General features: G+C 46.1%; 19 protein-coding genes. 6 read left to right on the top strand and 13 right to left on the bottom strand.

Going from position 1 to position 22,004, the window contains the following annotated elements:
- The first annotated feature begins 225 nt into the window (after positions 1 to 225).
- Positions 226 to 837 carry a recombinase family protein gene (locus J2Y43_RS33345; RefSeq protein WP_309993641.1) on the top strand — a complete coding sequence of 204 codons (612 nt, stop codon included), beginning with the start codon at positions 226 to 228 and terminating at the stop codon, positions 835 to 837.
- Positions 838 to 882: 45 nt separating this feature from the next.
- Positions 883 to 1,521: a hypothetical protein gene (locus J2Y43_RS33340; RefSeq protein ID WP_309993643.1), complete on the top strand. Its 639-nt coding sequence runs from the start codon at positions 883 to 885 to the stop codon at positions 1,519 to 1,521.
- 17 nt (positions 1,522 to 1,538) lie between these two features.
- Here the strand turns inward: J2Y43_RS33340 and J2Y43_RS33335 are convergent, their stop codons facing one another.
- The 8 genes from J2Y43_RS33335 to J2Y43_RS33300 all read right to left on the bottom strand — a co-directional run bounded on the left by J2Y43_RS33335 (position 1,539) and on the right by J2Y43_RS33300 (position 13,248).
- The gene (locus J2Y43_RS33335; protein ID WP_309993646.1) at positions 1,539 to 2,891 is read right to left on the bottom strand and encodes a hypothetical protein; all 1,353 of its coding nucleotides are present in this window, start codon (positions 2,889 to 2,891) and stop codon (positions 1,539 to 1,541) included.
- A gap of 1 nt (position 2,892) precedes the next feature.
- Positions 2,893 to 5,079 (bottom strand): DGQHR domain-containing protein, encoded by a 2,187-nt coding sequence (locus J2Y43_RS33330; RefSeq protein WP_309993648.1) that lies wholly within the window; start codon positions 5,077 to 5,079, stop codon positions 2,893 to 2,895.
- Complete coding sequence (locus tag J2Y43_RS33325; RefSeq protein WP_309993651.1) at positions 5,080 to 6,219, bottom strand: DNA adenine methylase; 1,140 nt, start codon at positions 6,217 to 6,219, stop codon at positions 5,080 to 5,082.
- A 196-nt stretch (positions 6,220 to 6,415) separates the two neighbouring features.
- Complete coding sequence (locus J2Y43_RS33320; protein WP_309993653.1) at positions 6,416 to 7,240, bottom strand: SOS response-associated peptidase family protein; 825 nt, start codon at positions 7,238 to 7,240, stop codon at positions 6,416 to 6,418.
- 17 nt (positions 7,241 to 7,257) lie between these two features.
- On the bottom strand, positions 7,258 to 7,734 hold the full coding sequence (locus J2Y43_RS33315) for a hypothetical protein (protein WP_309993656.1): 477 nt from the start codon (positions 7,732 to 7,734) through the stop codon (positions 7,258 to 7,260).
- 15 nt (positions 7,735 to 7,749) lie between these two features.
- On the bottom strand, positions 7,750 to 10,980 hold the full coding sequence (locus J2Y43_RS33310; RefSeq protein WP_309993658.1) for an error-prone DNA polymerase: 3,231 nt from the start codon (positions 10,978 to 10,980) through the stop codon (positions 7,750 to 7,752).
- Between the two features lie 14 nt (positions 10,981 to 10,994).
- Positions 10,995 to 12,494 (bottom strand): DNA polymerase Y family protein, encoded by a 1,500-nt coding sequence (locus J2Y43_RS33305; RefSeq protein WP_309993660.1) that lies wholly within the window; start codon positions 12,492 to 12,494, stop codon positions 10,995 to 10,997.
- 16 nt (positions 12,495 to 12,510) lie between these two features.
- Positions 12,511 to 13,248 carry an Error-prone repair protein ImuA gene (locus J2Y43_RS33300; protein WP_309993661.1) on the bottom strand — a complete coding sequence of 246 codons (738 nt, stop codon included), beginning with the start codon at positions 13,246 to 13,248 and terminating at the stop codon, positions 12,511 to 12,513.
- 69 nt (positions 13,249 to 13,317) lie between these two features.
- On the opposite strand from J2Y43_RS33300, the gene J2Y43_RS33295 reads away from it, so the two are divergent.
- The 3 genes from J2Y43_RS33295 to J2Y43_RS33285 all read left to right on the top strand — a co-directional run bounded on the left by J2Y43_RS33295 (position 13,318) and on the right by J2Y43_RS33285 (position 16,225).
- Positions 13,318 to 14,178 (top strand): LexA family transcriptional regulator, encoded by an 861-nt coding sequence (locus J2Y43_RS33295; protein ID WP_309993665.1) that lies wholly within the window; start codon positions 13,318 to 13,320, stop codon positions 14,176 to 14,178.
- Between the two features lie 925 nt (positions 14,179 to 15,103).
- Positions 15,104 to 15,469 carry a DUF6876 family protein gene (locus J2Y43_RS33290; RefSeq protein WP_309993667.1) on the top strand — a complete coding sequence of 122 codons (366 nt, stop codon included), beginning with the start codon at positions 15,104 to 15,106 and terminating at the stop codon, positions 15,467 to 15,469.
- A gap of 525 nt (positions 15,470 to 15,994) precedes the next feature.
- Positions 15,995 to 16,225, top strand: coding sequence for a DUF433 domain-containing protein (locus tag J2Y43_RS33285; RefSeq protein WP_291036806.1), 231 nt, complete (start codon positions 15,995 to 15,997; stop codon positions 16,223 to 16,225).
- 144 nt (positions 16,226 to 16,369) lie between these two features.
- Here the strand turns inward: J2Y43_RS33285 and J2Y43_RS33280 are convergent, their stop codons facing one another.
- The 5 genes from J2Y43_RS33280 to J2Y43_RS33260 all read right to left on the bottom strand — a co-directional run bounded on the left by J2Y43_RS33280 (position 16,370) and on the right by J2Y43_RS33260 (position 21,092).
- Positions 16,370 to 16,765 carry a hypothetical protein gene (locus J2Y43_RS33280; RefSeq protein ID WP_291036808.1) on the bottom strand — a complete coding sequence of 132 codons (396 nt, stop codon included), beginning with the start codon at positions 16,763 to 16,765 and terminating at the stop codon, positions 16,370 to 16,372.
- A 401-nt stretch (positions 16,766 to 17,166) separates the two neighbouring features.
- Positions 17,167 to 18,084: a hypothetical protein gene (locus J2Y43_RS33275; RefSeq protein WP_291036810.1), complete on the bottom strand. Its 918-nt coding sequence runs from the start codon at positions 18,082 to 18,084 to the stop codon at positions 17,167 to 17,169.
- Between the two features lie 856 nt (positions 18,085 to 18,940).
- Positions 18,941 to 19,669 (bottom strand): isoprenylcysteine carboxylmethyltransferase family protein, encoded by a 729-nt coding sequence (locus tag J2Y43_RS33270; protein ID WP_291036812.1) that lies wholly within the window; start codon positions 19,667 to 19,669, stop codon positions 18,941 to 18,943.
- Positions 19,666 to 20,415, bottom strand: a complete 750-nt coding sequence (gene cmoA, locus J2Y43_RS33265) for a carboxy-S-adenosyl-L-methionine synthase CmoA (protein ID WP_291036814.1) — start codon at positions 20,413 to 20,415, stop codon at positions 19,666 to 19,668. The genes J2Y43_RS33270 and cmoA overlap by 4 nt, the downstream gene beginning before the upstream one ends.
- 32 nt (positions 20,416 to 20,447) lie before the next feature.
- Positions 20,448 to 21,092, bottom strand: a complete 645-nt coding sequence (locus J2Y43_RS33260; RefSeq protein WP_291036816.1) for a hypothetical protein — start codon at positions 21,090 to 21,092, stop codon at positions 20,448 to 20,450.
- Positions 21,093 to 21,646: 554 nt separating this feature from the next.
- Between J2Y43_RS33260 and J2Y43_RS33715 the strand changes: the two genes are divergently transcribed.
- Positions 21,647 to 21,973: a DUF6660 family protein gene (locus J2Y43_RS33715; RefSeq protein WP_409012433.1), complete on the top strand. Its 327-nt coding sequence runs from the start codon at positions 21,647 to 21,649 to the stop codon at positions 21,971 to 21,973.
- Positions 21,974 to 22,004 lie beyond the last annotated feature (31 nt).

Genomic DNA, 22,004 nt, shown 5'->3' with positions numbered 1-22,004 from the left:
CTTTGAGTTGACTTTGTGAAATTCTCAAAAGTGACCGATTGAAAATCATTCACCAGAAATCTCCTGCGAGTTCTGCAACGGCCACGGTCGTTTTTCTGTACTCTGCCGACCGATAGTCATTTGGCCACTTTCATCCAAAATAGGGCCTTAAAAGAGTTCATTTTAGTGGTACATCAAATCAAATTACAGTATATTGCAACCATAGGCGTTAAATTGTAATTTCAGATGATTTTAGGATACGTACGTGTTTCGAAGAATGAGCAAAACCAAGATTTACAATTTGATGCTCTCCGGAAGGCGGGGTGCGAGAAAATTTTTCATGAGAAGGTGTCGGGTGCATCTAAGGACAGGCCTGAGTATGCCAAGATGGTTTCAGAGCTTCGGAAAGGGGACGTGATTGTAGTATGGCGGATTGACCGACTTGGGAGGGCCACTTACGAGCTGATTAAATTGATGGTTGAATGGAAGGAGATGGGTGTGGACTTTCGAAGCATTTCAGAAGGAATCGATACGTCGACAAAGATGGGGCGTCTTTGGTATATGCTCAGTTCGGTATTCGCCGAAAATGAAAGGGAAATTCTGATGGAGCGAACACTGGCAGGAATGGAAGCAGCTCGCGCTAGGGGCAGGGTCGGGGGCAGACCAAAGGGCCTGACAAAGAAGTCGAGAGATTTGGCTAAGCTTGCGGCGACCCTCTATCAAAGCAAAGACTATACTACGAAGCAAATATGCGATCAGTTAAGGATCGGAAGCAAAGCAACTCTTTATAACTATTTGAGGCATGAAGGGGTAAAAATTGATGGTTGGGATAGAGTGAAGAAGTCCCAAGCTGAATAAATTTGTAATGCTCATTGACGTAGAAAAACGCCCACAATATTGAAAATGAACGATTTACATAAAGCGGTAAGACTCACTTTGTTTATTTCTGGGAGTTTCGCGACAATAGTAATTGTCGCCTACGTTGTAGCTCAGGGATGGAACGATTCTGCGATGTGGGGTGCATTTGGTGATTTCGTGGGTGGCATCCTGAACCCGATCTTTGCTTTTGCGAACGTTGTGGTACTTGTCGTCATTTCATATCAACTCGCAGAAATGGAAGATGATCGAGCTGAAAAGGATCGACGCGCGCAGGATGAATCGAATAAGTTTGGTATGAGATTCGCAGCAAGCAATGAACTACATCGGTTTCATTTGGACCTGCAAAACGCGGTCAGTACAGTCGACGCCGAACAAATCTACGAATTAAGGTCTAAGTTGTTTGGTATGATGCAATCTTACAAACTAATTTTTCCTTCTCTCAAAGAATTACAGGTTATAGATATGTTAGAAACCTATCATCATCTTTACACTTCGGCTTCTATATATGAGACAATCAAGACAATGGATCCTCGGATTGGAGATATAGACGAGTACAGGAAAAATAGAGATTTGAAATTTGAGGAATATAAGTTATATATTCCTCGAGCCTACGAGATTGTCAACGACATCCAGATTGCAATGACCAAAGATCTAATCAATTAGGTAGCTTGTGAAAAATATCAAAAATCTAGACCCCAAAGGCTTGCCCTATTGATCTGGGATAAATATCTAACGTGCTCAGGATTTCGATGAAAGATTGAGTGCATATCATATGAATGGCTTGTATCAGCTAAATCCAAATTCAATTCTTCGATAGAAATGCTTATGTCATTCCATAGCGAATTAAAACTGGTTGGCGATTCTCCTACGGCCCAAAAGCCGTTATCGATTCCATAGTTTTCCCAAACAAAATTCAAGTCTTTAATTTCTAAGTTTGCTTCGGAACATAGTTGAGACACCATTCCTACCGAAATTCTTAAGAGTAACGAGGCACGTGCAATTATTGATAATGGTGTTGTTTCCTTAATATTAGCCAACTGAAAAATCGAGTGGTCATTGTTATACGGTGGTGTCGCATCTAAAAACCGGAACAGAGTCTGATCGGATATCCCATATTGTTCAAATGCGTTTCTTACCGACTCTGAGTAAGTCTGAGTAGTCAACCCTCTTGACTGAAGCTCTTGATGTAGCGTTTGGAAAAGTTTGCGCAATAGATATGAATCCAATAGAGTATACTTGTCACCTCCAGATGGGCTTAGTACGTTCCAAAAACTGTTGATCGATGAAATAATAGTTTTGAAATCAACGTTTTTATCAAAATTTTTAATGCGCTGCGGGCGATAGCTCACCTCATTTCGGCCCTCGCGATCTGCCTTGTAAGATTTGATATCAAAACACCAATCCTTAAGCCATTTTTTAATCGTTCGCTCACTGAGTAGATTGGATGCAGCTACACTTGGATGGAAATACTCCGTCAATTCATAAAAATTTTTGCCTCGCACCTTGAATAATTTTAGAATACTGGAGGTCGGCTTATAAGCCGATGAAGCCCATTTATCCATTGCAGTCCATACAAACTGATGGGTAGCTCCCTTGTTGTAGTCCCTTCTGTGGTATTTGAATATTTCGCAATGGTCACCATCAAAAGCTCCGAAATGCTTTTTGTCAAATACTCCAAGGCCCTCCGTTGCTAAGATTGACATCGCACTTCGAAGTTCAGCATAATATGCTAAATGTATTGAAGCACCTTCATCACCGGAAAGAAGTGAGTTTATCGAGTTTGACAAGTACATCCATCCATCTAGCATATGGGCAACCGAAGAAGCCGCTAGGTATGTTCGAAAATCATGATTTCTTATTGTAAAGGCCTTTGCTGCATTTGCGTGGTTTGATATTGCTGATTTTGCATTTTTGTCAAGTGGATTTGCCGATGATAGCAATTGTTTTTTCGGAATATAATATTTCGAAATATGTTGAAGTCCGTCGATTACCGATTTTCTGGAGGTTCTTCTTATAAAGTGGCCAAGTTTCATGTCAGTTAATATCAGCCAATTGTTTTGCTATTGATTTAATTCGCTTATTGTCCGACTCGAGAAATACCTTTAATAGGTCATTCCAAATTTCGCGATAACCGCCACTTCCTCGGTATTTTTTTTGATACTCTGCTTTTTCTGGATCAAGGAAATTTGCAGTGGATGTCCGCCAATCGAATTTTAGAACTTGTTCCGCAAAAGATTGAATGTAAGAGTATATTGGATGTGATCTAAAATTGTTGATAGCGATGTCAATACTTGCCGCCTCAATCTGCCTCTCGTCAATCTCATTGTCCCACGCTAGGCTATTGAGATCGATATTAGGTTCATTGGCGACAATGTAAAAAAAGTCGTTTGAAAACATCATGAGTCCTGTCACACCCTGATCTCTTGATAAATTTGAAGATTTGCTTGTAAATGCTCTATCTAGTTGTAGTTCTTTCTCAATACTTGATGGCGATGTTTTTTCAGCTCTCACCATTTCAATCCACTCCACACCGTCCGTCGAAGGAGCATCGTTTTTAAGCGCCTGTGAAATTGCATCCCACAAAAGGATCAGAAAAGCGGCCTGTTGAGGTCTAACCCAGCGTAGTTCTTCGTTTTTACTTCGAAGTACGTCACTAAATAATCCGGAGATGCCTTTTCGAGACTTTTTGAAATAACTGTCTGTCAGTGCTCTGATGAATGCATGTTGCGAAATATTATTCGATTCTTCACCGAGCATGCTGATTCGATGGTGCCATGGGCTTTCTGGGTAGCTCCATAGGGCTTCGACTAGTTCCTGAGATCTAGTTTCTCTGTAAACTTTCAGACCGTCTCTTGAATTCTCAAGCCATTCCTGTGTTCTGAGTAGTGGGTAAAGATCGTAACCAAGGCTAGTATTGATTTTTTTTGGCTTTATATTTATAACATAGAATAAGTATGCCTGCCAAGCGCGATCTAGATTATAATATGCAACGACGGGAACTTCATAGTTCCCATTTATCTGTTCAGTTTCGTCGAATGCCCAGAGCCGGTGCTGACCGTCTATCACCTCAAACGGTTTTAATTCTGGATTCCATGTGTCAGAAAACGCTCCTTCTGGAAGGATGATTTTTGCGTCAGTTCCGGTTTCGTCTATTATAGCTAAGTCATCCGAATTTATAGTTGAATTTCCTCTCTTTTGACCTGCACCGAGTATGTTTACTAATATAGCGGTAGGAAGTATTCCCGGCATTCGAAGGATGTCATTTTCCGGATTTAGCCGATCTTTTTCACTAAGAGTGGATAGAGGAAAGCCCTGCTGAACATACTGTTGTATTTCGATAGACCTATCCTCTTTTAGATTTCTCTGGATATTTACTTCGTTTGCACGTGGTTTGTTTGTGCTTCGTCGATGAACATCTGATATCCGTTTCAAGAGTCTTATGTCCATCTTGAACATGTAAAAATGATTATCAGGCTTACTTCGCATTGGTAACGAATAATCGATACTGTCCCAGTTGGAAAGCCATTGGTTTACTCGAAAGCATGTATTGCTTTGATATTCATCTTTTAGAAGATTTAAGTCGTAATGAAATTCTTTTATCTGAGAAACAGACTTTCCTTCTAGCCAAGTTTTAAACTGAGGTTTTGTCAGGCCAAGAGCCAAGTGGAAGTCATTCGCGATCGCTAAGTTTACGGTATCAATTTGAACTTCTTTTTCATCGTATCCAATGCGTCGAAGTCTTTCTGCGATAAGTTCTTTAAAGTTTTTTCCGATTTCTTCCTGGGCGAATATCTTTGAGAAGTCAAACGGAACTTCATGTTTTCTCCTGTAACTTGTCAAGGCTGCCCCACCTTCTACAAGCGCGCTTCTCATATTTGTTTGATGCTTACTGCCGTCAGTGAGAACAAATGTTCCACCCATATTTTTAGTTGAATATGTATGGGCAAATTTTTCTATGTTTTCATGATGGGTGAATATACCAGCCAGCAAGGTAAACATCTTGCGTAGTTGTGAATAATTAGTAATGACATCTTTCCAATATTTTGGAATTGGATCAGAAAGTTTATCAACGCCGAGATATGCTTTTAATATCGCATGATCAATAGGTTGCTCATCATGCAGGTACAAATCCAGTTCGTCGTTTCCGACTATTGTAATGAAGCGAACAGTATCAAACTTCGTCCACGAAGTTTTTAATTTTGTGATATCTGGTTTCGACATTTATCGCTTTGTTATAGTTACTAGATATTCTTTTACCTCTCTATTTTTATCATCATTGCGCCCCATAGTGCTGTGAGTGTGTGGTACCTCACGATGTTTAACATCATATCCGCCGTTCATTGTTGATTGCGCAATACCTATGATTTCGGTTAAGGAGATCATCCCAGTATTGCTATAACTCAGTATTAAATTTGATCGCTTAGCCGAAGTCAGATAGAAAAGCGATTCAAACGCCTCTTTTACCTGTGTTTTTTGACCGAATGGGGATTGATGCCGATCTGATCGATACCGTCCTTTGTGTGCCACGTTTGGATAGTCATACTTAACTAACGTTTCAAGGGCATGGTAGAATCGTGAGTAGTGAACAAAAGCATACGGAGGATCTGCATAGATTAACGATTCAGCTTCTATGGTTTCTAGACAGTTCCGGTAGTCAAGAGTGGTTATTTTGTGTGGTAGAGAACTTTGTTTCCCATACTGTGCCAACTGATTAAACTTGGCACGGAAATATCCAAAAATATTCCGTTGTCTATATGTTAAAATATCCTCCTTTGATGATTCAGCATTTGCATCTCGATATTGCGCATAATGTCCTGTGCTTTGTGAGCAGTATGACATAGCATATATAAGACTTGATAGGATCAAATAGTATATTCGGGTGCCACCGTAGTCGTCTGCAACTCGCCTTAAGGCATCGATTGAAATGCATTGCTCAAACGACCAATAAGTTCCAGAATAATATTTTATGAATAAATGATATGGAAGATGGGAAAAGTCCTGATGTATTAGGTTCTGCTGTTCTTTTTCGATAAACACAAAGTTTTCGATAGACATATTTTCGCTATATACGAAGCCTACATTTGGAATCGTTTCATTAATTTCATCAATGTATGCTAGAAATTTGTGCTCTATGTTGTCGAGAAGTCCAGTGGCATTTTCTGATGAATTGTAACCGCTTAAATAAGTGTTTGCTAACACTGACGAATATTCCTGAATGTCATTCGAATGCATAGGAACAAGGCCACCTAGTGCGCCTGATAGTATGCTTGTTCCGGCGAATAAATCGCAAATTATCCCACCGTCGTAAATGTTGTCAATGCAGTGTACTACATGTTCTAAGATCCCTCTCTTTGATCCCATATATTTAGTTATATGAGGTACGTTGCGATCATATCTTTCAAGTAGTTTCCTATGGCCTATTGGCGAGGCAATTCTCACAATTTTTTGTATTATATAGTTTGAACAAAGTTATTGGTTTTGCTACTCAAAGCCGCATACCCGTTGGTTTGAGTCTCCGTTAATTCGTAAGGCGTTCAGCAAGTGCAATTTATAACTCTTAGAATAGGCTGAGTTGTGTCTGATCTGGCAGATCGTCGCCTAGCGACGGCAAATTCTCATAGCGCCAAAACTCAAACTTCGGCTTCCCATCCGGTCGGGACTTCGCTGACCTGATGCTGAAAACAGTGCGGTAGTCCAGCGCCTCGGAAGGTAGCATGTACTCGAAGACAGCCTTCATATCCGCATCGGTAAAATGCTCTGAAAGCCAAAATTCTTCCAGCTCTGCCGTGAGAAACAGCGGCATGCGGTGACGGAATTCGCCATCATTATGAATGTTAACCATCAGCTCGTTCGCCGTCCGGGTCAGCATCCCAAAGCTGGCGCTCTGTCTTTTTTCACCAGCTGGTCCAATTGACTCGATGATCTGAAAAAGCCCAGGCAGAAACTGCATTTTGCGGTCTTTGGGCCAGATGTAGTAGGGGACTTTCTTTGCCCAGCCCTGGATCGCACGATGCTCATAGGTACCTGTTACTGGTATAAGACACCGGTTCTGACGGATTCGATGCGCATAGGAGCGGGTATCGCCCAGCACGCGCTCGGACTGGATGTCGGCCATTTTGGTACGGCGCTTCCGGCGCTCGACCGGGTTTTTCTCGTAAACAGGATCCAGCGACCATTCCATCTCCGAGAGAATTAGCACTGTGCCCTGGCGGGTGATCACCGGATACTCTGGAAACGCAAAGGAGCTGATGTGGTCATAGACGGGCGAGTCCTGAACAATCCGTTTGTCTTTGATTTTGGGAAAAACCTCCTTGGTCAGCTCAATATCGCTGTGAAGTGATATGTCGTAACAGAGCTGACGTCGGAGAAGGTACTGGATCATATGTAAAAAAGGGGTGCTTATCTAATCATTTCATACAGGTCAAACTCGTGCTCCGGCCCGTTGGCAGTGACCGTCGCTTTGAGCCTGCCGTATTTCAAATCCATCTGAATGACGATCGCATCGTTGGAAGTGACCGGCATATGAGCTTTGATGTAAGATATCATATTCCGCTGATACAATTTAATCATTTTTTTGTTCCAGGACTCTTCGCGGAAGGTGCAAAGGAACAGGCTGTACCTGGGGTCATTGATCAGGGAGGTAATCTTTTCAATGTCGGAAGAAAGATTGAGCAATTTCCCCTCGTTCCCAGAGAGCTGCGCCGCATGCGCCTTCCCTGATTTCTCATCCTTGTAGGGTGTTGCCATAAACCCAAAGCCTTCCTTGATCCCCGGCCACTTGAATCGTTGCAGGACAATAAAGTGGTTTCCATGCTGGGTGATACGCCGGATCATGGGCAGGTTCAGGATTTCAAAAGGGTTGTATGCGGCTACCATGGCACAGAATACAGGTTAACGGAAGTTACGGCCGGAAGGAAAGATTTCCAATTGCACGGCCTTCTTTCGGACCTGGGTTTTGCGGTTAACAGCCTGGGAGACATATTCATCTTTTTCATCTGCGCGCGAGAGCGTAAGCACATCCGGATCCTGGTCTTTCTGGTTCAGGTTGCGCAGCAGCGGGGACATATCATAACAGCGCCGAACGACCACGTGGATTACTTCGCCCTCGATTTGCAGCTTTCCTTCGACCATCAGAAGCCGCGATCGCAGGATCTCTTTGCGGTATTTTTCAAACAGGCTCTGAAAAACAACCAGGTTGGCCACACCAGACTCATCCTCGATGGTGATAAAGCAAACCCCGCCGGCAGTACCCGGCCGCTGGCGCACTAGCACCAGGCCAGCCACCCGGACAAACTGCTTGTCGCGCAGCCCCGCAAGATCGGCCGTCTTGATCACCCGTTTTGCCGAGAGATCCCCACGAACAAATGAAACCGGATGCGCTTTCAGCGAAAGCGAGGTGGACATATAATCCTGCACGACATGCTCGGAAAGCGAAAGCTTGGGAAGCTCGACGGGAGTCTCGAACTCGCTGGCTGATTTGTGGCCCGCAAAAGCGCCCATCGGCCGGTCGGAGAGGGCAGAGGCCTCCCACATGGCCTGCCGCCGGTCCATTCCCATTGATCGGAAGGCATCGGCATCGGCTAGCTTTTCCAGCGCCTCTTGAGAGACGCCGGCATCCCGCATCAAGTGGATTGCTTTGTAAGGCGCGGTGCGCCCGGCGATCAAAGCCAAGGCGTCTTTTTCCGCAAGCCCTTTCACCTGCCGGAAACCAAGCCTGATAGCCCTATATTCCCCTTCTGGTTCTTCGAGGGTATTGTCCCAGCTGGAAATGTTCACATCCACCGGCCTGACTTTGACCCCGTGCTTCTGGGCATCAATCACAAGCTGGGATGGCTGGTAAAAACCCATGGGCTGGCTATTTAATAGTGCAGTGGTAAACACATCCGGATAATAACACTTCATCCAGCAGGAGACGTACACCAACAGCGCGAAGCTGGCCGCATGGCTTTCGGGAAACCCGTAGCTGCCGAACCCTTCCAGCTGCCGGAAGATCCGTCTTGCGTATTCTTCCGTATAGCCACGACCGGTCATCCCGTCAATCAGCTTCTTTTCAAACTGGGTGACAAGACCGTTGAGCTTAAAGGTTGCCATGCTTCGCCGGAGCTTATCGGCTTCCGCAGGGGTGAAGCCGGCGGCAACGATCGCGATCTTCATCGCCTGCTCCTGAAACAGCGGTACGCCCAGCGTGCGGCCGAGAATGTCTTCGAGCTCCTTGGAAGGATATTCAACCGGTTCTTCGCCGTTCCTTCGCCGTAGGTAGGGGTGCACCATATCCCCCTGGATCGGGCCCGGCCGGACGATGGCCACCTCAATCACCAGGTCATAGAAGTTTTCAGGCCGGAGCCTGGGCAGCATCGATTGCTGCGCCCGGCTTTCAATCTGAAAAACCCCGATCGTATCGGCATGCGAGATCATCTCATACACCTTCGGATCGTCCTGTGGCACCGTGGCCAGCGTGTAGGTCTTACCGTAGTGGTCTTTTAAAAGGTCAAAGCCTTTGCGGATACAGGTAAGCATGCCCAGGGCGAGCACATCGATTTTCAGAAAGCCCAGCGTATCGATATCGTCTTTGTTCCATTCGATATTGGTGCGGTCTTCCATTCTCGCGTTAATGATCGGGCAAAGGTCAGTGATCTTGCCCTGGGTGATCACAAAGCCGCCGGTATGCTGGCCCAGCTGGCGCGGAAAGCCCATAAACTGCTTGGTCAGATCCAGCACCTTTAAAAGGTGCGGGTCGCTGGGATTAAAGCCCTGGTCCGAAATCCGCTTTCCTTCAAACCACTCATCGGTAAATTCCCAGATCGAGCTGGAAAGCTTATTGATGGCATCGACTGACATGCCCATTGCTTTGGCCACATCCCGTACTGCGCCTTTCTGGTGCAGCTGGGTGACAGTAGCTACGATCGCTGAGCGGTCGCGGCCATACTTCTGATAGATATACTGGATCACTTCTTCCCGGCGCTCATGCTCAAAGTCCACGTCGATATCCGGCGGCTCATTACGGGCAGATGAGATAAACCGCTCGAACAAGAGATCAAACTTGGTAGGATCAACGCTGGTGATGCCAAGGCAAAAGCAGACGGTCGAGTTGGCCGCAGAGCCGCGCCCCTGGCACAGGATGCCTCGCTCACGGGCAAACTTGACGATATCATAAACCGTCAGAAAGTAAGCGGCATAATCCATTTCGGCCACGAATTTGAGCTCATGCTCGATCGCGGCCGATACTTTCTCAGGCACCGGCTCCCCGTAAAAATTTTTGGCACCCTTCCAGGCCAGGTAAGTCAGTTCTTCCTGTGGGCTTCGGTCGCCGCCAGTGATTTCTTCCGGGTACACGTATTGCAGTGTGTCCAGCGAGAAAGTGCAGGCTTCGGCGATTTCCTGCGTGCGGGCTATGGCGTCCGGATAACCCCGGAAGATCCTGAGCATCTCCGCCTGGTCTTTCAGGTAGCGTTCCGCGTTCTGGTGCAGCCGGAAGCCGGCATTGTAGATCGTGCATTTTTCGCGCACGCAGGTAACGATGTCTTGCAGCTGACGCCTGTCAGGATGATGGTAATGCACGTCGTTGGTGGCGACCAGCGGAATGTCCAGGCGCCCAGAGATTTCAGAAAGCCGGAAAAACTTTTTGACATCACTTTCCACGTAGGAGCGCGTAGCGGCAAGGTAAAGCTCTGAGCCCAGCTCCGAGCGGTATTCGCGTAGCGCCCGTTCAAAGCCCGGCTCAAACTCAAAGGAGGCATTCAGCGTCACCGGCGCTACGGCAACGAATTTCATTCCTTCGGCATACTCGTACACATCCCTTCGGTACAGGTCGCATTTTCCCTTTTCAGTCCTTCGGTTACCCAGTGATAAGAGCGCCGAAAGCCGCGCGTAAGCGGGCTTGTCGGTAGGGTAGGCCAGAAGGCTGGGCCCGTCGATCAAGTCCAGCCGCGCGGCCGGGATGATATCAAAGCCTTTGCCACGTGCGGCCGAATGCGCCCGCACGATCCCTGCCAGCGTATTCCGGTCGGTGATGGCTATTTTCTTGTAGCCATAGTGGATCGCCTGGTCAACGAGCTCTTCGGGATGCGAAGCGCCGCGAAGAAAGCTGAAATTGCTGGTTACCTGTAATTCTGTGTACTGCATGGCAGGGGAAGGTTTTATGCGAAAAATCCGTGGATGAACCACTCGGCGGTTAGCTCTTCATTGTAGTGCCCAAGCCGGAAGATCCAGTAGCGGCCTCCCTGCTCGTCTTCGACAGCGTAGTAGTCGCGGTGCATGCCATCAGATATCCACCATTCCTGCTCGATCCGGTTAGGGCCGTCTGCTTTCTTGACGCGGTGGATATCGCCTTTATAGCGGAAGAGCATAGGCGGGTAATCCGGTACCGGGGCAGAGACGATGATGCGCTCAGGCTCAGAGAGCAGCTGCACCGGCCGGTGCTGGTCGGTCCGCCATTCTATTTCCGGCTGATCGGTCAAGGAAACAGCCTCGATGATCGCCCGCTCCGGCCAGTGGTGCTGGGCAGGAAGGTAGCGGTGGATGACGCCGGTGCCCGCGCGCGCTGACAGCCGGTCGATCAGCTCTGCGATTTGTGTGATCTTATTGCCACTGCTTAAATCCCAGAGCGCTTCCTGCGCGTTCGCCAATGGCTCGACCACCGGGGCCTCCATGACAAACAGCTCAATGCCCAGGGCGGGCTCGATGCTGGCAACTTTCAGCTCAAAAAGCTTGAACATATGTGAGGCGCTACATGAAGGGCCACTGGTGCCGATCTGTACGTGTTGGATCTGTCCGTCGATCCGGTAGCAGCGCAGCACCGCCTGCCTTGCGCCCTTGCCGTCTTTGACCAGGCGCTCACATAGTTTTTCCAAAAGCTTCTGGATCGCGATCTCGATGCCGGCCGCGGTCTGGATTGGTTCCAGGCTGGAAAGCCGCTCCTGGTAGGGCTCACAAGGATGTACCGGCTCAAACGATTCGTGCGTGGTGCCGAGCGCTTTGCCGATCTGGTCGAGTGTCGTCTGCCCAAACCTTCGGCGAAGCACTGATGGCGGCATATAGATAAAGCTTTTGATCTGGTAGAGCCCCAGCTTCTGCATTTTCTCAGTGACCGGTACTTCCAGCCGAAGCGAATGCGGCGGCAGCTGCAATAGGGCAGACAGCTGCTCGCCTGGCGGGATGATCGGGTAAGCGCGGGAGTAGCGTGACACTGCCCAGGCCGTACCGATCGTATCAGCCATCGCGGTACGGACATCATAGCCTGAGGATTTCAGCCGCGTGGCAATGTCTTTCAGGTAAGCTGCTTCCGATCCCCACAGGTGCGCGCAGCCAGTAGCGTCCAGGATCAACCCGTCAGGCAAGTCAACCGCTACGAGCGGCGAGTAGCGGATCGCCCATTCTGCCAGGGCTCCTAGCAGCTTTTCAGGTAAGGCCTGGTCATAATCGAGCACTTCCAGGTCGGGTTGCACCGCGCGGGCGTCGGCAAGCACCATCCCTGCTTCAATCCCTAACTTCAAAGCATCGCGGCTGGATGCTTTCACTACCACCCGGTTACGCTCTTTGGCGGCAAGCACAAAGGGTTTGCCTTCCAGCTCGGGCCGGGTAAGCAGCACCCGGTCTACCAATAGGTGTCTAAGCCATATCGCCACATATCTTTTCATAACCCTCGCAGCTTTGCTAACCAACCTTTGATATGTACTGGTGAGAAGAAACAGATTCACCAAACAGCTCGAAACTGCCATCCCGGAACTCTAGTGGCCAGCTGCCTGGCTCGCCGTTACGCACTTTCTCGATTGCTACCTGCCAGCGCGGAAACCCGATACCAGGAAGCACATCGTCCGTTACGCCTGGAAGTGGGCTGATCCGCCAGCGGCATACTGCGGCAACCGGATTGGATAGGCGGGGGGAAACCCTGTGCAATAGGCCGGTCACTTTGCTTTCTTCGACGGTGAGCTGCAATCTACGCGATTCGGTCAGGTTGAGCTCTTTAATCTCACCTACGACCGCTGAGAGCGCGTCACATTTGAGCGCTTCTTCGATCGCCCAGAGAAGATCTTTGTCTTTTTTCAGATCGACAAAGATCACCCGGTCAGGTGTGACGCCAAACTGGCTTAGACCGAACGGATAAACGGTGCGGCGGGTGCCGACCCAGACGCAGAGCCCGTCCTGTTTCATCATCTTACCGGCCAGGGCGGCCATAAAGCCAGATGTGGCCGCTGTCTGCTCGGCAGTCTGGCTGACAAACTCGTGCATCCCCACACGGGGAAATACGCCCTGCGGGAAAGCCTTCATCACGGGCCCAAGGCCGAAGTCGTCGTGTTTTACGCCCAACGCTGGCGCACGGAAGCCCTGCAAAGCGAGTATATCGCTTCTGAGCCTGGCAACCAGCTCACTTTTTTTTAATGCAGTTTCCATAGTATGAATGTTTTATTATCTTTGGTATTATTAGTACCATTTATGTGATTTCAATAATAACATTATGCCATGACAAGCGCAAGACTTTTTTTCGGTAGCAACATTCGGTTTCTCAGGGAGCGCCGCAGACTGACTCAGGAAGATTTCGCCGAGCAGCTGGGCGTTACTAGGGTGAAACTTGCTGCCATAGAGGCTGGAAGGACGGAAAACCCGTCAGCAGTAGACCTGATCAAATTCTCTGATTTTTTCGGGCTATCGATCGACAATCTTTTTCGCATCGATTTGCGCGGGGTAGGGGAGCTGCCGCTTAGGGAGCTGGAAGCGGGCAGTGAGCTCTACATGAAAGGGACGAACCTTCGGGTTCTGGCTATCTCGACCGATAAAGCCAACAAGGAGAACGTCGAGTATGTACCTGTGAAAGCCAAAGCAGGTTACCGGAGCGGGTATGCCAACCCTGAATTCATTGCCTCGCTACCCAAGTTTTCAGTGCCAGGCCTGCCGCAGACGGGCACCTTCCGGATGTTTCCAACCACGGGCGACTCGATGCTGCCGGTGCCGGAAGGTGCGGACGTGATCTGCCGGTATGTCGAGGACTGGACAGCCTTGAAGCCAGGGACGCTGTGCATAGTGATCCTGGATGGTGAGCAGGACTTTGTATTCAAGAAAGTGACTGTCCTGCCAGAAGGGAATAAAATGCTTTTAGAGTCGCTGAACCGGGCGTATGAGCCGTATGAGGTCAGCGCCGGTGATGTACTCGAAATCTGGAAGTTTCACAGCTACTTTTCCAAGGATGTGCCTGAGCGCGTTTCGGAGATACAGCATATTTCGCAGACAATGGATACCATCGTTAAGCAGCTGAAAGAGATTCAAGAAAAAATGGATACGAAAACGGAAGACGGGATAAGTTTTGCTGATGATAAGAACTTTTAAGTCGCTTTACTCACGGTAGATAAAGGGTCCCCGTACAAACGTCTTACTAGGTAGAATGCGGATTTTGGCCGCTTTATTTGAGAAGTTTTTTAACCACTCTGTAACCAACACATGAATTTTCACAAGTACTTTCTATCGTTAGAAAAGCGCTTCATTGAGCTCTCTGGCTTTGTTTACATCCATCCGGACAATGATGCCGTATACAGTACAGAGATAGCGTTGCTTTATCTTACCGTTTGCTCCGAGTTTGAAGTCGTTTCCAAAGCTCTTTGTAAAGCAATTGATTCTTCCCAGAATGATCTTAATATACATAATATTCGTGCAGTAATTAATGGCCAAATGTTGACAAGATCGTTCTTCGACGAGGGAGTTGCAGTAAGTGGCTATGACTATCCTACCGTTTTTCCATTTATTGAATGGACTGATCAGATAAGTCCTACTTGGTGGAAATCTTATAACAAGGTTAAGCATGATCGATTTGCTAGGTTTCCGGAGGCCAATCTTCGAAACTTGTTATATGCGTTCGCTGCATTACATGTTGCAAATTTTTATCTGAATTGGCATCCCAGGATCCAGTTTGGGCATCGGCGTCATGGGACATTCCAACTAGATCCACCCCCAGCCATGTTTAGAATTCATAACGTTGATTATGAGGGTCCTTGGTTTTCGAATGAATTAGAAGGTTTATGAGAGCCTTAGATTAGCTGGTGAACGCTGGCCATCATGGACTGATATCCGCTCTGACCTAACCGTTGCCCATGTCTGCCACCTAAGAGAAACAATGCAAGGTGCACAAAGCAGCCTGGACGTCAATCACGCTGCCCGCTCCATTCGCTTCGCTCCCGTGTTGGTGTTGCCTTTCCATGCCATTGCTTAGCGCTGATGGGCATTGTTCTCCAACGGTGGAGGCGATAAACAACAGAAAATGGAAAACCAGCAATTGACATCGACAGAACTATCACAATTCACCGGCACTGAAACCTGGTACCGCCATCCGGTCGTCTACGAAATGCTCTACACAGATGGGATCAGGTTCATGATGAACAAAGCCGGAGCATACTGGCTGATCGACGAAATTGCATTCCAGCAGTACCACCCGCGAGTGAAAACTGAAGAATTCCAGGTCTGGATACTCGCAGTCAATCTAGAAGCGTCAACGGCCGCACTTCGTTGCGAAGACGGCAACGGCCGGGTCCTTTGTTCAAAGCAAATCCCTTTTTCAGACTTTCCACTCGCTGAAATCAAAATCTACGTTTCAGAGAATGTAATTCTACTTCCGAGTGAGTACTAGCAATGCAAGTGGCTGCTGCCGAAAGGTAGCGGCCAAGTTCACATGCAACCGCGGTGTAGGTGGGGCAGGGAGTGCTTCAGGACCTGCGAATCCAGTAATCCAATTCTAATCTTCCACATTCTATTTAACATAAGAAAAGTTATGTAACAATTTATAAATATGAATATATATAGTAAAATGGCTATTAACTATGGGTAATATTGTATTATTACTGGTTTGTATTAATACGATAACTATCGTATCTATGGGTGCTTAACTGATGCTATTCCGCGAAAGACGCAATTCTTGTTATCGACCGAACAATGTCAAATGCGAGCAGCATTGCCAACTGAATTTTCGGATGCATAACTACGATTTAGCCCGTAAACACCGAAATGGAATTCGATCGCAAGACCATGGACTTCACAAACCGGAATATTCAGGCGACTAGAATGTTGTGAGAGATAGTTCGAAGGTGTTTCACTCCCGGAGTAACGAAGTTGCGATTTAGAATTTAGTATCTTTAGACCAAAGTAGATATAAAGTATGCGATATCAGGATTTTATAACGTCCGATCACAACGTATTGCTGGGTAAGCCGATCATCAAAGGCACCAGGTTGACGGTTGAGCTAATACTCAGGAAACTTGGAGAAGGTGCGACGTATTCTGATCTGGCTGACATGTATCCTGGTCTGAGCACTGAGGCCATACTTGCCGTCTTACAGTATGCGGCAGATTTGGTTGCCAACGAAAAGGATTTAAGAGTAGCTCGATGATTTCGGCACCTAGTGGCTCGATTCAATTTATACCACTTACCGAGATAATCTTATTGAATGTAGTGTTCGGTCTAGCAACGGCAGAATAAACGTTGCTCATCTCACACTCTTCACCTCAGAAATCTTAACTTGTGCAAATCGAATTTAGCTCTTCGGAGCAGCCATAAGCTTTTTAAGGATCGAAATGAACTGTTCGCACACCTTTTTATCATCCAAGTCGATTGCCCAATAAGCCCTTCGAAAAGTCGAATCACCTGTCTTGGTTACGGCAGTTCCGTTTTGGAGGAAAAATTTCACCTGATATTTTCCCTGTTCTTTCTCACACCTTACAAGTGTGGTCTTCGCCAACGGGATTTGATAACCATTGATTTCGATCGCTTGGTTTTCCGCTGTCAGCCGAACAGATACCTGCTTATTGGTGCCGGCATACTCTAAAATGGTTTTAAGATCTTTGATTTCATCAGAATTCGTATGTTGCTGGGCGCATACGGTTTTGCATAATAAGGTGAAAATGAAGATGGCAAGCGTAATTGGCCTCATAAGATTCGATTAACTAAGTTTCAGATAAGATGTCAAATGTTGAAGTCAGGTTGCATCCAGTTCAGTTTAAGCATAATTAATTAGCGTATTGCAACGTGATGAACCGACCGTCATGCTTGTAAGGTTCGGTCAGGCCCACATTGCTAAGGCTAGGTACTTTAAATTTTAGCCGATGGTTTTTATTTAATATAATGTCATATCATCCTGGATGATTAATTCGGTTGGATGCTAAGCCTTTGTTGCGAATCGCTGGTCGGTGAACAGCTCGTTGCTGTGGCAACTGTCGCTTTTTTGCTTATGAAGTGCCATGCCCCCTATCTACTGGAAAACCTTGCCTGATTGATTTATTACGGACAGCCTTTCTTCTGGCCGGCTACAATGTTCATAACTTCGCATTATTTTTAAAAAGGTTTCGTTACTCTAACGAGTTTTACAATTCCGTCGGCTTGTTGTCCACCGGCAGCGCCGGGGTCGCCAGGAAATCCGTGTGGGTTACTATCATCGCCTCGATGACCGCCATCACCGCCAACCCCACCATTCCCACTTTTGCCTCTCTTAGCGTCGGCTGCGATGGCCTGCATTTTATTCAAGTCGACGGATGAGTTTACCGGCCAGTATTTGATGTCTAAATATCCGCCTGCACCACCAGTACCACCAGTGCCACCAGTGCCACCTTTGCCACCTCCAGCATGATGGCCGCCAATTTGGCCGTTTCCGCCACGGCCCCCATCTCCGCCGTTTCCGCCTTTTGAAGTTATAGATAAGGTACCAAACGAGAGAATACCTAGTTGAATTTTAACATTGGTTCCGTTAGTACCGTTATGTCCAGGCAGGCCCGTTATTCCTTGTGCTCCCGTTACTCGTGAGGGTGCCTGCCACCAGCCACCACTTTTTATCCAATTATCCTCCATATTTTGACCACCATTAGCACCATCTTTTCCCCCAGCAATTATTTCGCAATTTTTTCCGAATTTAAAATTATCAATAATCACTGTGCACGAATCCTGCCCATTATCGATTATGATTTTAGAATAATTGCCAATTTCGAGATGATTGAAGCCAATAGATCTGCTGGTAATATAAATTATAGAGCTGTCCGGGTATGTTGACGCATTTACCACATCAATATTGTTTTCTTTCAAATATGTTTCCAGCTTCGTTAGATTATTGGTAGAGTCGGGCGCTTCTTCTGATCCATCAATGCTTGTTACTACATCGTCATTATCTTGGTCCGGTTGATCAGCTGGTTTCTTTGAGCATCCGCAAAGCAAGGCCCCAAATAGAATTAGCGATAAAGAGAGGTTTTTTTTCCTTTTCATCTTGTTGCAAGATTATCGTTCAAATCAAAGTGATCAATGTAAACAATTGAATGGTAATGCCTTATGTCACACTTGATAAATTTAGTTTACGGTGTAATTCGGCTTGGCTCGCCGTTTTATCTACTATTAAAATGACTATGAAGGTCGCTGTGAGGCCTATGATGGGTTAAGACAAGTCGAATAAGATGCCATGAGGTATTTATGAAGGAATTCTTACTTTGGATGCACAGATATTATCTTTTAATAGATATGTAGAAATGACGGATTTTGATAGACCATGTGCAGCCAACTTCGTAAAGCAACGCATCCATGGTGGATTTTTATTGAACACGCTTCCATCAAATTCGGTATACCGTGGTTGATTTAAAGCATGTTGATCGGAAAGAATTGGGTGTTTGTAGCCGGAGTAGTTTCAAAAATTGGGTTCAATATGGATATGAGTATTGCCCAGATTTGGCAAGTTTCGGAGTAGTCGGTCTTGTAGTCGGTGCACCAAATTGCGGCCATAACGTACTGGAATATATCATTCACGATAGCATGAAGGTCAACATGATAAGTTAGACCGATCCTTCGAATCGAGCATTTTTCTGTGCCCACAATCCCCGGCTCTTGCAAAGACACGGCGCGGATCTCAAATTCTAATCCTGGTACAGATTCTGATTCAATATTTCTACCAACGCCAGCCAGAATATTCCATAGCATTTATAGAGAATAAGACCGGCTGCAAATATGAAACGCAATCATCAGCAGATTCATACTCTTACCTAAAATACACGCAATGCTTATACCAATGAATGCTGCGATTTAACTGATAGCCTACTTCCGATCGTGTATCGTATAGTGATTAGATGTTACATTATAGCATGCTATCGGTCATTTTACGAGATTTTTTCAGATAACGGACGTAGCCGTAGACACACCCAAGCGCTATGACTGTGATCCCGAATATGTAGATTTTAATGTAGCGATTTGACTCGAATACAGGATATTTAAACAGCAGTACGGTAGTAATGCCCACCAGCCATATGAACAGCGTGTTATACTCCTTCAAAATCCATCGCTTGTAGTTGAATTGCATCCCCCTTATTGTGTCTGATATTCCCGTGAAATCAATCATCCAGCGGTTAACCTGGCTGCAATACTCATCAAAATCAGCCCCAAATTTGTTCCGAAGAAAATTTTCTTCGGCCAGAACGATTGCTTGATAAATAAATAAGAAGAACGGGATTACTATGCCAACATAAATGGCCGAATTAGCCAATATGCCAACTCCAAGCAGCATGAGAATGTTGCCCACGTAAAGGGGGTTTCGGCAATGCCGGAAAATCCCTTCGGTTACCAGCTTTTCCGCATAAACTTTTTTGTCCTTGCCACCGCGGATAATGTAGGCAAGCCCGATGGTGATACCGCGTATAATTTCACCAGAAAACGTCACTAGCATGCCTGTGAGTATCGGATACAAGTAGTAGTTTGATCCAAATTGACCTTGCGAAAATATCGGCGGTGAAGGGAGCAGTATCAACAGGTATAACACGATAAAGAGGGTGTTCCTGTGTTTGAAGAAGAAGTTACCGAAATCTATCATGCTCTTTTATAGGCGATCAAGCCTGCAAAATTGTACCACTTGAAGAAGACCTCACAGTCTGCAAAGCCAGCTTCTTTGAGTAGGAGTATGTTTTCTGACAGTTTATACGGAATCAAGACATTTTCGAGCGCTTCCCGTTTTTGAGAAATTTCAAGTTCACTGTACTGGTTGCGACGTTTGTAATTGTAATAGTATTTTATGAAGTCACGGTTGAAAATGCTGCTTTCGGCCAACACCTTTTCTACCAACAGCAGCACTCCACCAGGGTTAAGTCCCTGATAAATATTCCGAAGTAGTCGCTCGCGATATAGTGGTCGCACGAACTGTAGAGTGAGGCAAAGAATTACAACAGAACCGTTAGAGATTGGAACTTGCTGATGCAAATCGCACGAGATGAGCTCATATGGTCTTTTAAAACCAACTTCTTTTAACTTTTTATCACATTTTTCTAGCATTTCGTTCGATTCATCGATACCAATGAATCGAACATCGGAATCGAGAAGTTTATCCACTTCAATCAGGGTCGTTCCCGTAGAACACCCCAGATCGTATATCAGCTGATCTTTTGTAGCATGATCGGCCGTAATTTCGGCCAGCATGCGTTGCATTTCCAAATAATATGGTACTGATCTTTCTACCATGTCATCGAAGACATTGACTACGGTGGGGCCAAATTTAAAGTCCGAGGCTTTGGTAAGCTGTCCCTTGAATACTTGGTCGGCATTGGTTTTTTCAGATATCTCCACTATTCTTTTTATGGGTTAAATTGATGTCAGAATCACATTGTTGATTCTCGGAGCGAAGTCGACAAATTGTTATACCTCAAAAGGCCTTTCCACTTCCCAGCCAGCGTGTACTGCTGCCGAGTATCTAAATTTTCTATGATGGCCTTGAATGAACAGATCACCTCATAGCCTTCAATCTGATGGCTAATCAAGATGAGGGATTTTGGAGGGATTTTTACCGAAATTGATTGGTTTTCGTAAGAACCGTAAGGTTTTACTTGGAGAGAGGGAGTAAGTGGAAATGTTTGAGGAAAGTAGTCAAATAACTTCCCTTTGATGAATCCCTGAGGTACCCGAACCTCGAGCTTAGCAAGATCTGGTTTGCCGGGTAAAAATGGGGTTGAATCGAAAGTAAATTGCGAGGTTTTTGTTAACTGATCCAAGACGATATCAACCTGTTGAGTTTTGAGCATACTAGTTGAATTTTGCAGACTAGCGCCGGTTAGTTGCAGAACAGCGGTGTCTACTCTATCATTTGGCCCTAAAAAGTACGATATATCGTTCACTCGATACTGAACTGGACTTTCAGGTTCAGGTGCGGTGGTTGAGCTATTCGAACAGGATGTTAACAGTGCTAAGAAAACTACACAAAAAGCGACTGCGCAATTATGCATGGATTTAAATGCTGTGGTTTGCATTGGTTCGATTAAATTGAATAGCATTGGATTAACGTACGGAAGTTAAGTACTTACCTCGAAAGTTGCTGCTCGACGTAGCGAAACGATACTTTGAGTATGTGATGATTCGTTTGTCCCCTGCGATATTGTTAAAGTAAGAATGCCATCTTATTTACAGGTTTCAATCACCGGTTATAAGCAAATTATGGCGATGACGTTCCACTTCCCAAACCAGCTACGAACAAAGTCCGTTTTGGGTGGGGTGGGTTCGTAAAAATAATTGATAACATTTCTGAGTTGAAGGGTCGAGTAGTGTAGAATGACATTTAGGGGCTGGAATGATTGCTCAATAAAGCTAAATCCGGTTTGAGATGGAGTTTGTTGCCCGTGCAGCCCATAGCACAAGAATGAATGATCTGATTCTCTTTCGCAAGTCGAAATACTTTTAAAAGGTAACTCATTCTGAGGTCGATAATATTAACTATCATACTTGAAGCGGATCACGTCCAGCCGTTTTACGAAGGTATTTTGCTTTTGCCTACCTGTTGCATCTTCCTATGTTGTAAATTTGCAGTATGAAGTTATCGCTGATCATATTTGCATTATATGTTACCGCACTGTCCTGCTTTCCCTGCCAGGACGTTCCGGTTCGTTTGGCATCTGAGATCAGTTCTTTGGCCGCTGTTTCGCACGAAGAGTCAAATCATAAGGACGTTCCTGGTGATTTTTGCTCGCCTTTTTGCATCTGTACTTGTTGTGCAACGGTAAATATGCCTCCGATCGTATTGGGGTTTGCTCTATCGACACCGCTACCAGTATCTGCGGAGAAAACCTTTGAATACAAATTTTCATTTAGCCAAATCAACGCAAATCTTATTTGGCAGCCGCCACGTTTGGTATAACCTGTCACGTTTTCAGTTTGGTCTTGACTCG

This window comes from Dyadobacter sp. BE31, from assembly GCF_031457695.1.
Lineage (GTDB): Bacteria > Bacteroidota > Bacteroidia > Cytophagales > Spirosomataceae > Dyadobacter.
The sequence above is the reverse complement of the archived record's forward strand: the minus strand, read 5'-3'. Positions and strand labels throughout refer to the sequence as shown.